We start from the raw sequence: 13,457 nt of genomic DNA on the forward strand, positions 1-13,457 counted from the left end.
TAAGTATCCTGAAGGGTTGTTGGAGACTACGACGTAGATAGGCAGGGTGTGTAAGCGCTGTGAGGCGTTGAGCTAACCTGTACTAATTGCCCGTGAGGCTTAACCATACAACACCCAAGGGGTTTTTTACGGACTCCACGAACGCTTGAATGTAAGCGCGAGAACACTGGTCAGATTTTCCCAGATTGTATCTTCCGTCAGTGACGTAAGATAAACGAATTTGCTTGGCGACCATAGCATTATGGACCCACCTGATCCCATGCCGAACTCAGCAGTGAAACGTAATAGCGCCGATGGTAGTGTGGGGTCTCCCCATGTGAGAGTAGGACATCGCCAGGCTTCAAATATAGAGAAAAGGCCACCTGAAAAGGTGGCCTTTTTTCGTTTTCCTGCCACCAAAAAAGACCTATCCTCATCAGATCTCCTTGTATCGTGCATTGCCGATATTTCTACATTTCTACATAGTTGCTCTTGGTCTATTCATATTATGACTCGGTCTGTTAATTGTTAAGCGATTGTTTTGTTTGTTTTTCTTGTTATCATTTTGTGCCTATAACGTATCAATAACAGGCTCTGAATAAAGGCGAAAACTACAAAGTAAAGTCAATGAGGTTCAACTATGTCTGAGTTCGAAATGTTGGAAATGACAGCACTTGCCTGTCTGGGAATGGGAATGCTGGTTGTCGGTCCTGCAGTTGTGGCGTTCGCCGTCTATAAGAAGAAAAAGGCACAAGCGGCATTGTAGTCTGTGGATGAGTACCTTGAGAAAAATCAGAGATTGAACGCTAAATGAATGATTTGATTGTTATCCGTGCATTTGGATGTAAATTTTCATTATTCTTGAATTAACTCTGGTAATTCTCTGCTAGCTGTATAAAATACTCATCACTTCCTAAGGAATGAGTTAAATTCTGGGAAGTCGCTGAAAACAGCACTACAGGGGTGTAGCTCCAATTGGCAGAGCAGCGGATTCCAAATCCGCGTGTTGGGAGTTCGAATCTCTCCACCCCTGCCACATATAAAAGCCTCGACAGAAATGTCGGGGCTTTGCTGTATCTGGACTATGTGAAAGTTGTTCAAGGTCAACCCAAGTGGGTAAACATGCATTTTACGCTTGTTGCTTCTGGGAATTACCGATAGCATACGACAGTTGTTACTGACAGCCATTGTTAGTAACGGGTGATGGAGTTCCACCTTTAACCGCTCGACTGAGATAATGACTCCTGCTGTAGTAGGATAGATCCGTCTATGGTGGGGCCCGGTCATTTGCCATAGCATCTATCCTTGAACATATTCCCGAATGAGATAGAAACTTGGTATGGCACACCCATTAAGCGCTAATCCTAAAATTTTTGTCCAGATCTTGAGATGGACACTCCTTATTATTCCTGTTGCTGTCATTGTCGGCTCTCTAAATGCCTTTTTTCTGTGGATCCTTAATCTCGCCACTGAAACACGAATCGATAATGCGTGGTTGATTTACTTGTTGCCGCTTGCAGGTGTTGTCATTGTCTATTGCTACCGTAATCTTGGTAAGAACTCCGAAGGTGGCAATAACCTGATCATGGATGAGATCCATGAACCTGGCGCTGGTATCCCTACACGCATGGGGCCGCTGGTATTAATCACGACAGTGATCACCCATTTGTTCGGCGGCTCAGCAGGGCGTGAAGGAACCGCAGTGCAGATCGGTGGGGCGACAACACACTGGCTAGCCCGAGTGTTCAAGCTTAACGAAGCTGATACGCGTCTGATATTAATTGCCGGTGTGGCTGCCGGCTTTGGTGCGGTGTTTGGGACGCCGCTGACAGGGGCGATATTTGCCCTTGAGGTACTGGCGATAGGACGTCTGCGCTACGATGCAATCATTCCTGCCTTGTTTGCCGCTATTCTTGCAGATGTTGTATGCAGCGCGTGGGGAGCTCACCATACGCATTACCGGATAGACTTTCTTGAGACCATTACGTTGTTCGAGCATGCCATCAAAGTCGATATCGTGATGATAGCGAAGATTGTGTTGGCAGCCGTTGCTTTTGGTTTGGCGGGGTACCTGTTTGGCGAGCTGACCCATGTGTTTAAGGACATCTTCAAGGCAACGTTGAAAAACCCTTACCTGATTGTTGTCGTGGGTGGTTTGATCGTCATTGGTGCGGTGCAGTGGATCGGTAACTATGACTATATCGGCCTCGGTGTTTATTCAAGCCGGGAAGGGGGAGTCAGTATCCTGAGTGCGTTTAGCGAAGGTGGTGCCGAGTGGTATAGCTGGTTGCTAAAACTACTACTGACAGCAATTACTCTGGCTGCCGGTTATAAAGGCGGTGAGGTAACTCCGCTGTTCTTTGTCGGGGCGACACTCGGCAATACCATGGCCTGGCTGTTGGGTGCCCCTGTCGATCTGTTTGCTGCGTTAGGGTTCCTGGCGGTGTTTGCCGCAGCCACCAATACACCACTGGCGTGTACCATTATGGGGATTGAGCTGTTTGGTGCCGAGCATATGCTGTATTTTGCTATTGCTTGTTATACCGCCTATTACTTTAGCGGCCATACTGGTATCTATTCTTCCCAAAGAGTGGCAGTGCCTAAGCTTTTCGATCTGGATGGAGCGCCGACAATTACCCATAAGTTAGGTGAGCTGAGAGATACGCATTCGTCCTTGCTTAAGACGGTGGTGAAAAAGTACACCAAATAATTATCGGGCCGCATGACAGTGCGGCCCGAGTTGTTTTTACATTCGTTAAACATTTTCTGTCGATTGCACTTGCTGCTGATAGCCTGCTTACCTATACTCTTCACTCAACTTGTCGGAGTGCCAACTGGCTGAGACCGCATTGCGGGATCCGTAGAACCTGATCGGGCTAATACCTGCGAAGGGAACAAGAGAAAAATCTTCTGTTTAGCTGCACCTTTATGATCCATAAAACTGTAGCTGCGGTACCAGATGACGCTGCACACCCTACGTGTACGCCTCTTGTTTAAGCACCAATCCGTCAAGCAACTTCCCCCTATATGGAATATAAAGGAAATTGCTATGTCGAGTCGCAAACAAGCGAGACTGGAAGCTAAACAATTTATTGATTCACTGACTGCCCAACCTTATCCCAACTCCCAGAAAGTTTATGTGCAAGGGAGCCGTTCTGATCTCCAGGTGCCAATGCGCGAGATATCGCTGTCGGATAGTTTGGTCGGCGGTACAAAACAAGAGCCTGTTTTCGAGCCGAATGAGCCGGTGCGTGTTTATGACACCTCGGGCTATTACACCGATCCGGCGCAGGCGGTTGATATCTATGCCGGGCTATCGAAAGTACGCGAAAACTGGATTGCCGAGCGTGCCGACACCGAGTTACTCGATGAGCTTAGCTCCGCTTATTCCAAAGAGCGCCTGGCCGATGAAACGCTGGATGAACTGCGTTTTGCCGAGGCGAACCGTATACGCCGTGCCAAGGCTGGCAAATGCGTGACCCAATTGCACTATGCTCGCCAGGGGATCATTACGCCGGAAATGGAGTTTATCGCAATCCGAGAAAACATGGGCAGGGCCAAGTATCGTGACGAAGTCCTGAACCAGCAGCACCCGGGGCTCAGCTTTGGGGCCAACCTGCCGGAAGAAATCACGCCGGAATTTGTTCGCCGGGAAGTGGCAGAAGGCCGCGCCATTATTCCTGCCAATATCAACCACCCGGAAACCGAGCCGATGATCATAGGCCGTAACTTTCTGGTAAAGGTGAATGCCAATATTGGTAATTCCGCCGTGAGCTCCTCCATTGAGGAAGAAGTGGAGAAGCTAGTATGGTCGACCCGCTGGGGCGGCGATACTGTGATGGATCTGTCTACCGGTCGTAACATCCATGAAACCCGTGAGTGGATCATCCGCAATAGCCCGGTACCGATCGGTACGGTTCCTATGTATCAGGCATTGGAGAAGGTGAACGGGATCGCCGAGAACTTGAACTGGGAAGTCTTCCGCGACACGCTGCTGGAGCAGGCTGAGCAAGGGGTCGATTACTTTACGATCCATGCCGGAGTCTTGCTGCGTTATGTCCCGATGACAGCCAAGCGAGTGACGGGGATTGTCTCCCGTGGTGGTTCTATCATGGCCAAGTGGTGTCTGGCCCACCATCAGGAAAGCTTCCTGTATGAGCATTTTCGTGAGATTTGCGAAATCTGTGCCCAGTACGATATTGCCCTGTCGTTGGGTGACGGCTTGCGTCCGGGATCTGTTGCCGATGCCAATGACGAAGCTCAGTTTAGTGAATTACGCACCCTCGGTGAGCTGACCAAGATTGCCTGGGAATACGATGTGCAGGTGATGATTGAAGGCCCGGGCCATGTGCCGATGCACATGATCAAAGAAAATATGGAAGAGCAGCTCAAGCATTGCCATGAAGCGCCTTTTTATACCCTTGGCCCGCTAACTACCGATATTGCTCCTGGCTATGACCACATCACCTCGGGGATTGGTGCGGCGATGATTGGCTGGTACGGTTGTGCCATGCTTTGTTATGTCACACCGAAGGAACATTTGGGATTACCTAATAAAGACGATGTAAAAGTGGGTCTGATCACGTACAAGCTATGTGCTCATGCGGCAGACTTGGCAAAAGGTCATCCGGGGGCCCAAGTTCGTGATAATGCATTGTCTAAAGCGCGCTTTGAATTTCGCTGGGAAGATCAATTTAACCTAGGTTTAGACCCGGATACGGCGCGCGCCTATCATGATGAAACTCTACCTCAGGAGTCCGGAAAAGTGGCTCACTTCTGTTCAATGTGTGGACCCAAATTCTGTTCGATGAAGATCTCGCAGGAAGTGCGGGATTATGCCAGCGATCTGGAAAAGAACGAGGAGCTGGCCATCAAGTTGCTTGAAGATCCTCTCGAAGGTATGCAGCAGAAAGCCGATGAATTCCGGGCTCGAGGTAGTGAGTTATATCACCCTGTTCAAGAGGATAGTTAATGAGCTCTTTATGTTTACCCGATAGTTTAACGCCACTGCTGATGCATGTGGAACCTTTGCTTGCCGCGGCTGATAAATACCAGCTGGGCGAGCAGGTGAGTGTGGAGTGGAGCGAGTCGGAGACTGTCGATATTCAAATCGAAGAGCGTCAGTTCAGCTTGGTGTTTAATCAGGCTGAGGCTGATATTGCCGGTTATAAGGTGCTGGATCAGTGGATTGCACCTTATCCGGAACTTTGCGAGATACAGCAGCAAGTGGCTGCTGACCCGTCTTTGGTGATTTGCGGTTTGCCGACCGAAAAGGGCTGTGTCGATATCTGGCACCACAATGGCGAGGCGAGAGCCGTCTATTGCCACCACGCCGGTGCCAGTGAACCACAGCGTGCCATGTTGCTGGCAGCACTGGCGCTGGATTATCCGCTGGAAGATGCGGTCACGCTGTCCCGAGCTCATGCTCGAGGCTATTTTGAAAGTCATGCGGATGGCTATGGTGAAACGGGCTGGCCAATGACGCGAGAGCTGTTCCCGCGTCCGCTCACGGCCAATCATCAGGAAGTGGATGAACTGGGCTGGAGCAGCAAGGAAGTGGCCGTCGCGCCCTTTGTCGCGACAGACCCTGCCAAGCTGGCACTGTATCCGGTAGTGGATTCGGCGGAGTGGGTGGAGCGCTTGCTATCGATGGGAGTGACCACCACTCAGCTGCGGATCAAGGATCCGGCCGAGCCGACTCTGGAAGCCCAGGTTAAGCAAATCATTGCTGCCGGAAACCAGCATCAGGCCCAGGTGTATGTGAATGATTACTGGCAGTTGGCCATCAAACATCAGGCCTACGGGGTCCACCTTGGGCAGGAAGATTTGGAAACGGCTGATTTGCAGGCAATCCAGCAGGCCGGTTTGCGCCTGGGTCTGTCGACCCATGGCTATTATGAAATTTTGCGGGCGGTCGAGTTCGCGCCGAGTTATATCGCGCTGGGACATATCTTCCCGACCACGACCAAAGAGATGCCGTCCAAGCCACAGGGGCTGAATCGTCTGGCGCTATACCAGAAGCTGATTGGTGATCAGTTCCCTACCGTGGCCATTGGCGGCATTGACTTGGCTCGGGCTGAAAAAGTCTGGCGCACCGGTGTCAGCAGCGTGGCGGTGGTTCGCGCGGTGACTCAGGCCGACGATACCCAGGCTGCGGTTGACGCCTTTAATCAGTTGTTGGTTCGCCATGAGCATACCAAGGGTGGTGATGATGCTCAGTGATCAGGCGTTTCTACGCTATAACCGCCAGATCATGCTGCCTGAGATCGGCGAGCAGGGTCAGCAGTTATTGGTTGAAGCGCAGGTGTTACTGGTCGGTGCCGGCGGGCTGGGTTCGGCGGCTGCGCTGTATCTGGCCGGGGCCGGTGTCGGCAATATTATTATTGCTGACGATGACGAGGTCGACAGCTCGAACCTGCAGCGTCAGGTGATCTACCGTGACAGCCATCAGGGACAGAGCAAGGTACAGGCGGCGGCAGAACAGCTCAAGGCGCTGAATCCGCATATCCGGGTTCGCCCGGTTCAGGCTCGGCTTGCTGATCAGAGACTGGCGATGGAAGTAGCGCTGGCAGATGTCGTGCTCGACTGCTCCGATAACCTTGAAACGCGCCATGCTGTCAACCGGGCCTGTTTTCGTGCCAACAAGGCATTGATTTCAGGCGCTGCCATTCGTTGGCAGGGACAACTGATGGCTTTTGATTTTCGCCAGGGCCTGGGGCCTTGTTATCACTGCCTGTTTCCCTGGCAGCCGGATGCCCCGCAAGAGCCGCAGAACTGTAGTAATTCAGGCATTGCCGGTCCGGTTGTCGGCATGATGGGAACCATGCAGGCGCTGGAGGCTATCAAGCTGATTACTGGTGCCGGAGAGGTTGCCTTTGGCGCCTTGCAGCAATTCGACGGGCTGACGATGGCATGGCAGAGGTTCAATCTTGCCCAAGATAAACGTTGCCCGGTGTGTGGCACAGGAGAATAACGAATTATGACAGACACAACATCCGTCATTCAGGTACAAGTCAATGACAAACCTGTGAGGTGCCTGGAAGGACAGAGTCTGACAGCGTTGCTAACTACGTTGGACATGCCGTTGCAGGCAACAGCGGTGGCGCTGAATGATGATATTGTTGCCCGCAGCGAGTGGGACAGCACATTACTGAATACGGGCGATCGTATTGCTTTATTCCAAGCTATTGCCGGAGGCTAAATGCTTACTATTGCAGACAAGACGTTTTCATCCCGCCTGTTTACCGGCACGGGAAAATATGCCAACAGTCAGGCAATGGCGGACTCTATTATTGCTTCCGAGTCAGAACTGGTCACTATGGCCTTAAAGCGGGTCGATATCGAAAATCGTGACGATGATATTTTGGCTCCTCTTGTGGCTGCCGGGGTGAACTTGCTACCTAATACCTCGGGCGCAAAGAATGCAAAAGAAGCCGTATTTGCCGCCAAATTGGCGCGCGAAGCGCTGGGAACAAATTGGCTGAAGCTGGAAATTCACCCGGACCCTAAATACCTGATGCCCGATCCGATTGAAACCCTGGCAGCCGCTGAAGAATTGGTGCGTGAAGGCTTTATCGTATTGCCTTATTGCCATGCCGATCCTGTGTTGTGTAAACGGCTGGAAGAGGCCGGTTGTGCTGCGGTGATGCCGCTTGGGGCACCGATAGGTTCCAACAAAGGATTGGCATCGCGTGACTTTTTGGAAATCATTATCGATCAGGCGCGGGTGCCGGTAATAGTCGATGCCGGTATTGGTGCTCCTTCCCATGCCGCCGAAGCGATGGAGATGGGGGCTGATGCGGTGTTGGTAAATACCGCGATTGCGGCCGCGGCCGACCCGGTAGCCATGGGCAAGGCCTTCAAGCTGGCTGTTGAAAGTGGTCGCATGGCCTATGAAGCAGGGCTGGCCGGTACGGTTAACCATGCGATAGCCTCCAGCCCGCTGACGGCTTTTTTGGATCAGAGCGCATAGGGGAGCGGCATGAGTTACGTTGATGTCTGGAAGCAGCTTGAGTGGGATGATATCCGATTGTCGATTTACAGCAAAACGGCGTCGGATGTCGAGCGTGCCCTGCGTAAGCCCAAGCGTGATTTGGAGGATTTCAAGGCCTTGATTTCTCCGGCGGCCGAACCCTATCTGGAACAAATGGCGCAGCAGTCGGCTGCGCTGACCCGCAAGCGGTTCGGTCATACGATTTCCTTTTATGTGCCGCTCTATCTGTCGAACCTGTGTGCCAATGCCTGTACCTATTGCGGTTTTTCGATGGAGAACCGGATCAAGCGCCGGACATTGAGTAAGTCTGAAATCGCCCGAGAATGTCAGGCTATCAAAGCGATGAATTTTGATAGCGTGCTGCTGGTGACCGGCGAGCATGAGCGTAAGGTCGGGATGGCGTATTTCCGTGAAGCGGTGCCGGCGGTCAAAGAGCAGTTCAGCTACCTGGCCATGGAAGTTCAGCCGCTGGATCAGGATGAGTATGCCGAGCTGAAAACCTTGGGGTTGGACGCCGTGATGGTATACCAGGAGACCTACAGTGCATCAACTTATGCCGAGCATCATTTACGTGGCAACAAAATGGACTTTGAATACCGGCTGGAAACACCGGATCGCCTGGCGAAAGCCGGGATTGATAAGATAGGCATTGGCGCCCTGATCGGATTGGAAGAGTGGCGCACGGATTGTTTCTATGTCGCCAGTCACCTCGACTACCTTGAGCGTACCTACTGGCAGACCCGCTATTCTATCTCGTTTCCACGCCTGAGGCCTTGTGAAGGGGGCCTGCAGCCCAAGTCCGTTATGGATGATCGCCAACTGGTACAGCTGATTTGTGCCTACCGTCTGTTTAATCCGGAAGTCGAGCTATCACTGTCGACCCGAGAGTCACCACAGTTCCGAGATAATGCCTTGCCGTTAGGGGTAACCAGTATGTCTGCTGGCTCGAAAACGCAACCGGGCGGCTATGCCGATGACGAGCCGGAACTGGAGCAGTTCTCGATCAGTGATGAGCGTTCGGCTGCTGCCGTGGCAGAGGCGGTTAAAAAGCATGGTTTCGAGGTGGTGTGGAAGGACTGGCACCATGCCTACTCGGGCTAGCGGACTGTTGTTATTTGGCTCTATATCGGCATCGAAAGTGCTCATTTATATCTATAAACTCCGCGCTTTCTCTTTGCTCTAGAGCCAAATCCTGAACAGCTTATATGATAACGCCCGCGAGAATGCGGGCGTTGTGGTATCTACAGCTTGAGATGAGCTGTTAGCGCTTAAGCGGTGCAGTTGCCTGTGCCAGCCAAGCCAGATCGTCGCCTTCCAATGCCGGGCTGATCGCCTCGAATACTGTCTTGTGGTAGTTATTCAGCCATGCCAGTTCGACATCTGTCAGCAGATCAATATCAACCAGACGACGGTCAATCGGAGCGCGGGTCAGTGACTCAAAGCCCATCACCGTCATATCGCCAGCGGTTTCCACTTCAACAACCAGTTCTAGGTTCTCGATACGGATACCAAAGGCATCGGCGCGGTAGTAACCCGGCTCGTTCGATAGCACCATACCCGGTAGCAGGGCAGTTGGGTTGTGTACTTTGGCAATGCGCTGCGGGCCTTCGTGGACACTCAGGAAGTGGCCGACACCGTGACCGGTACCGTGGTCATAGTCAAAACCGTGTGCCCATAGGTGCTGGCGAGCCAGTGCATCGAGCTGGGAGCCGGTGGTGCCTTTCGGGAACCGGGCCGTAGCCAGGGCAATATGGCCTTTCAGTACCAAGGTGAAAGTTTGTTTGACCTCGTCACCCGGTTGGCCGATAGCGATGGTACGGGTAATATCCGTTGTACCGTCTGGGTACTGGCCGCCTGAATCGACCAGGTAGACATTGTCCATTTCCAGAACGCTTGGCTCCGGCTGGTTCAGGTGATTGTAGTGACACATGGCAGCATTGCCGCCGGCGGCCGAAATTGTATCGAAGCTCACATCGGTACAGCTGGTGTCCTGAATACGGAACTGCCACAGCTTGTCAGACAGCGTACCTTCGTCCAGCAGGTTACCTGCTGCAACCTGGGCATCAACCCATGCCAAGAACTTGGAGACAGCGACACCATCGCGAATATGACAGGCTTTCATGCCGGCAATTTCAGTCGGGTTTTTCGCCGCTTTTGGTAGCAGGCAAGGATCCGCAGCTTCAATCAGGTTGGCACCTGCTGTACGCAGTACCTGAGCGGCCCAGGCGTTGCTGGTCGCCGGGTCAATCAATACCTGTTTGCCGTTCAGAGACTGAAGTCCCGCTTCCAGTGCTTCTGGCTTATGGATACGGACACCTTCACCGACATGGGCGGCAAATTCTGCTGGCAGACGCGCCGGGTCGATGTAGAAGTCAACGCTCTCGTCAGCATGGATAATCGCTGTTGATAGCAATACCGGCAGGCTCGGTACATCGCTGCCGCGGATATTCAGCAGCCAGGCAATGCTGTCTACCTGAGTCAGCAGGGCCGCTTCGGCTTTTTGTTTTTTCAGCTCGGTTGCAATGCTGCTGCGCTTGTCGGCGCTGCTCTGGCCCACGAAATCCAGACCCATCAGTTTTGCATCGGACAGGGTCGCTGCCGGACGGTCATGCCACAGGGTATCGATAGGGTTGGCATCAACACAAACAAGCTCAAGGGCTCCGGCCAGGCTTTCGGTGGTGCGAGCCAGCCAGGCACCGCTGTGCAGGCGGGCATCAATAGCCACTTTGCTGCCAGCGGCCAGGTTATCCTGAGTCCACTGGACCGGTGGCTCGTCAATCAGATGGCGGTATTCGAAAACGTCGCCCGGTACTTGCTTACGGACCTGAACAACATAGCGACCGTCAACAAATACAGCTGCTTTTTCACGCGTGATCACCGCCATACCGGCCGATCCCGTAAAGCCTGTTGCCCACAGCAAACGTTCGTTATGGGCCGGGATATATTCGCCGAGGTATTCATCTTCATGAGGAATAAGCAAAGCGTCTAGCTGGTTGTCGGCCAACCACTGGCGGATCTGCTCAACACGTTGTGAGATAACTTCTTGCATGTTTTGAGGTTCCTTGTTTTTGCCGCCGTCTGAATGACGGAATGAATGCCAACCTGAAGAAATCAAAGCAAGGCGACGAGTAATGAGACAGGTTGCCTTGCACTGAGTTGTTCAGGCTGCGGCCATAACGTTAGCGCTTTTGCAAGTCGGCTGCAATTAGGTGGTAGACAAATCACGACATCGGCTGATGATTAACTCCCTTAACCAACTGTGCCCGAGGTCTTTTTCTTGATGTTGATGCCAGAAAAGCGTGTATGCCATAGCAGGAAGTTCTGGCGGAAGCGGTAATACCACAAGATCGAGCTGGGCGGTGATGTAATGGGCAAAGTGACTTGGGGCGGTAAATACGAGGTCGGTGTGGGTGCATAAACTGGCAGCACTGTTGAAATCGGGCACGTACATCGCGATGTCACGGTGCAAACCTTTCTCGGCCAGCTTGTAGTCCAGCAGCCAGCGATCGTCCTGCCCGCAGCGGACTTGGATATGGCGTTGTTCAAGGTAGTAGTCCTGATCCCACTCCCTGTCGGTCTGGCACAGGATCGGGTGGCCCTGGCGGACAATACAGCGCTGGGTATCACGGCATAACTCCTGGAACACGATCCCCTTTGGCGGCATCAGGGTCAGCATCGCGTCCTTGGGGTTGAGATCCTTGCCGGTGATCCCGAAATCAATCTCGCCCCGCTGGAGTCGGTCAAAGGTATTGGGCTCCCATGCCTGGGTATCGAGAATGATATTGGGTCCTTTGGCAAAAATCTCCCCTAAAAACTGTGGCAGAAAAAGCGGGTAGGCGCTTTCGACCAGGGCCATTTTGAAATGGCGCTCGCTGGTCTCGGGAATAAACTCTGCCGGGGCGGTGATCAGCTCGACTTCCCGCAGCAGGTGACCGAGCAGGGGAAGCAGCGCCTGTGCCCGGGGAGTTGGGGCCATGCCGTGGGCGGTACGGGTAAAGAGCGGATCGCTAAACTGCTCGCGCAGGCGTGTCAGACTTTTGCTGACCGCCGACTGGCTGAGGTTAAGCCGTCTGGCGGCATGGGTCACACTGCGTTCTTCCAGCAGGACATGGAGGCAAACCAGCAAGTTGAGATCGATACGGGCAAGTTTTTCAAAAGACACAACAAAACCTCAGGCAGAGTGATATTCCAGAATGGAAATTCTGATTTGAATATAAACCATTTCTGTTCATATCTCTAAGGGCTTAGACTGCCGCCATAACAAGAGAGGAAAGTCACATGAAGCCTGAAAACACGCAGTCCGGAACAAGGTTGGTTGCCCTGATGGTCACCCTTGTCCTATTTAGCCCACTGGCTATCGATATCTACCTGCCCGCCCTGCCGGCGATGGCTGAGACCTTCGCGGTTGACGCCACCCGGGTTCAGGATACGGTGACCTGGTTTATGTTTAGCCTCGGCCTGGGACAGCTATTGGCAGGCCCGCTGGCTGACCGTTTTGGACGTCGCCCTATTGCCCTGGGCGGAGTAAGTATTTATGCCCTCAGTGCGGCGATGGCGTACTGGGCGCAGACACTGGATTTATTGCTGGTGGCTAGACTGCTGCAGGGGTTCGGCGCCTGTGCAACCTCGGTGGCTGCCTTTGCCGCCGTTCGCGACAGCTTCGGGCCTGAGCGTAGCGGCCGAATGATCAGCTACCTCAATGGGGCGATCTGCTTTATTCCGGCATTGGCACCGCTGCTGGGTTCGTGGCTGACCCATGAATTTGGCTGGCGTTCGAACTTCAGCTTTATGGCAGGCTTTGCCTTGGTTGCTGGCGCTTTCCTGGCGGTCTTTTTCAAGGAAACACGCCCGGCGGAAACCAAGGCTGATGGTGTGCTGTTCAGTGCTGATCGCTATTTGTCGGTGCTGCGCGAACCGGTGTTTTTGTTCCACGCCACGCTTTGTATGCTGTCGATGGCGGTGATTTTGGCCTATGTGACCTCGGCGCCGGTATGGCTGATGGTGGAGCAGGGACAGAGTATGGGACAGTTTACAATGTGGTTCGGGGTGAACGCTGCCCTGAATATTCTGGCCTGCATGGTGGCGCCCAAATACATGGATAAGTTTGGTACCCGCAACACCCTAAACCTCGGTTTGCTGATGCTGATTGGCTCCGGTGCGGCGATGCTGGTACTGAGCAGTATTCACCAGGCATGGGCCTTTATGGTGCCTATCTTTATGTCGTCTTTTGGTTTTGCCTTTGTTTTGGGCTCGGCGGCAGGTAAGGCGCTGGCACCGTTCGGTGACCGTGCCGGCACGGCGGCGGCATTGCTGGGGCTGTTCCAGATGAGCGGTGCCGGCATGATGGTGAGCCTGACTCAGCGTCTGGATTTAACCCCGCCGATGCTGCTGACGCTGCAGATGTGGCTATTGGTTCCCGGTCTGTTGATCCTGTGGTCAAAGCTGGGTCGCCGCTGGCATGCCGTCGCAACAACCAGCTAAGAAC

11 protein-coding genes, 1 tRNA gene, 2 rRNA genes and 2 riboswitches are annotated in these 13,457 nt (G+C 53.1%); of the genes, 12 read left to right on the plus strand and 2 right to left on the minus strand.

The genetic code is table 11. The features are described 5' to 3' along the window. From MHN01_RS00410 to thiH, 11 genes are all read left to right on the plus strand, one after another. Positions 1–107 (plus strand): 23S ribosomal RNA (locus MHN01_RS00410); the annotation flags it as partial. A gap of 116 nt (positions 108–223) precedes the next feature. Next, positions 224–339 (plus strand): 5S ribosomal RNA (gene rrf / locus MHN01_RS00415). 280 nt (positions 340–619) lie between these two features. Continuing rightward, complete coding sequence (locus MHN01_RS24480; RefSeq protein ID WP_255724912.1) at positions 620–745, plus strand: hypothetical protein; 126 nt, start codon at positions 620–622, stop codon at positions 743–745. 193 nt (positions 746–938) lie between these two features. After that, positions 939–1,015 (plus strand) — tRNA-Trp (locus MHN01_RS00420). 154 nt (positions 1,016–1,169) lie between these two features. After that, positions 1,170–1,233, plus strand: a riboswitch (Fluoride riboswitch). Between the two features lie 85 nt (positions 1,234–1,318). Next, positions 1,319–2,689, plus strand: a complete 1,371-nt coding sequence (locus tag MHN01_RS00425; protein WP_239409540.1) for a voltage-gated chloride channel family protein — start codon at positions 1,319–1,321, stop codon at positions 2,687–2,689. Between the two features lie 103 nt (positions 2,690–2,792). After that, a riboswitch (TPP riboswitch) is annotated at positions 2,793–2,890 on the plus strand. Between the two features lie 138 nt (positions 2,891–3,028). After that, on the plus strand, positions 3,029–4,951 hold the full coding sequence (thiC, locus tag MHN01_RS00430; protein WP_239409541.1) for a phosphomethylpyrimidine synthase ThiC: 1,923 nt from the start codon (positions 3,029–3,031) through the stop codon (positions 4,949–4,951). Further along, positions 4,951–6,201, plus strand: coding sequence for a thiamine phosphate synthase (locus tag MHN01_RS00435; RefSeq protein ID WP_239409542.1), 1,251 nt, complete (start codon positions 4,951–4,953; stop codon positions 6,199–6,201). The genes thiC and MHN01_RS00435 overlap by 1 nt, the downstream gene beginning before the upstream one ends. Beyond that, positions 6,191–6,952: a HesA/MoeB/ThiF family protein gene (locus tag MHN01_RS00440; protein WP_239409580.1), complete on the plus strand. Its 762-nt coding sequence runs from the start codon at positions 6,191–6,193 to the stop codon at positions 6,950–6,952. Before MHN01_RS00435 ends, MHN01_RS00440 begins: the two co-directional genes overlap by 11 nt. A gap of 6 nt (positions 6,953–6,958) precedes the next feature. Then, complete coding sequence (gene thiS, locus MHN01_RS00445; RefSeq protein WP_239409543.1) at positions 6,959–7,180, plus strand: sulfur carrier protein ThiS; 222 nt, start codon at positions 6,959–6,961, stop codon at positions 7,178–7,180. Continuing rightward, positions 7,181–7,951, plus strand: a complete 771-nt coding sequence (locus tag MHN01_RS00450) for a thiazole synthase (protein WP_239409544.1) — start codon at positions 7,181–7,183, stop codon at positions 7,949–7,951. A gap of 9 nt (positions 7,952–7,960) precedes the next feature. Then, positions 7,961–9,073, plus strand: coding sequence for a 2-iminoacetate synthase ThiH (gene thiH, locus MHN01_RS00455; RefSeq protein WP_239409545.1), 1,113 nt, complete (start codon positions 7,961–7,963; stop codon positions 9,071–9,073). Between the two features lie 160 nt (positions 9,074–9,233). Here thiH and MHN01_RS00460 read toward each other — a convergent pair whose 3' ends face one another. Together MHN01_RS00460 and MHN01_RS00465 are read right to left on the minus strand one after the other, a co-directional pair. After that, complete coding sequence (locus tag MHN01_RS00460; protein WP_239409546.1) at positions 9,234–11,021, minus strand: aminopeptidase P family protein; 1,788 nt, start codon at positions 11,019–11,021, stop codon at positions 9,234–9,236. Positions 11,022–11,177: 156 nt separating this feature from the next. Continuing rightward, positions 11,178–12,134 carry a LysR substrate-binding domain-containing protein gene (locus tag MHN01_RS00465; protein WP_239409547.1) on the minus strand — a complete coding sequence of 319 codons (957 nt, stop codon included), beginning with the start codon at positions 12,132–12,134 and terminating at the stop codon, positions 11,178–11,180. 116 nt (positions 12,135–12,250) lie between these two features. Between MHN01_RS00465 and MHN01_RS00470 the strand changes: the two genes are divergently transcribed. Further along, positions 12,251–13,453 carry a multidrug effflux MFS transporter gene (locus MHN01_RS00470; RefSeq protein ID WP_239409548.1) on the plus strand — a complete coding sequence of 401 codons (1,203 nt, stop codon included), beginning with the start codon at positions 12,251–12,253 and terminating at the stop codon, positions 13,451–13,453. Positions 13,454–13,457 lie beyond the last annotated feature (4 nt).

The sequence above is a fragment of the Photobacterium sp. OFAV2-7 genome (assembly GCF_022347985.1).
Classification (GTDB): domain Bacteria; phylum Pseudomonadota; class Gammaproteobacteria; order Enterobacterales; family Vibrionaceae; genus Photobacterium.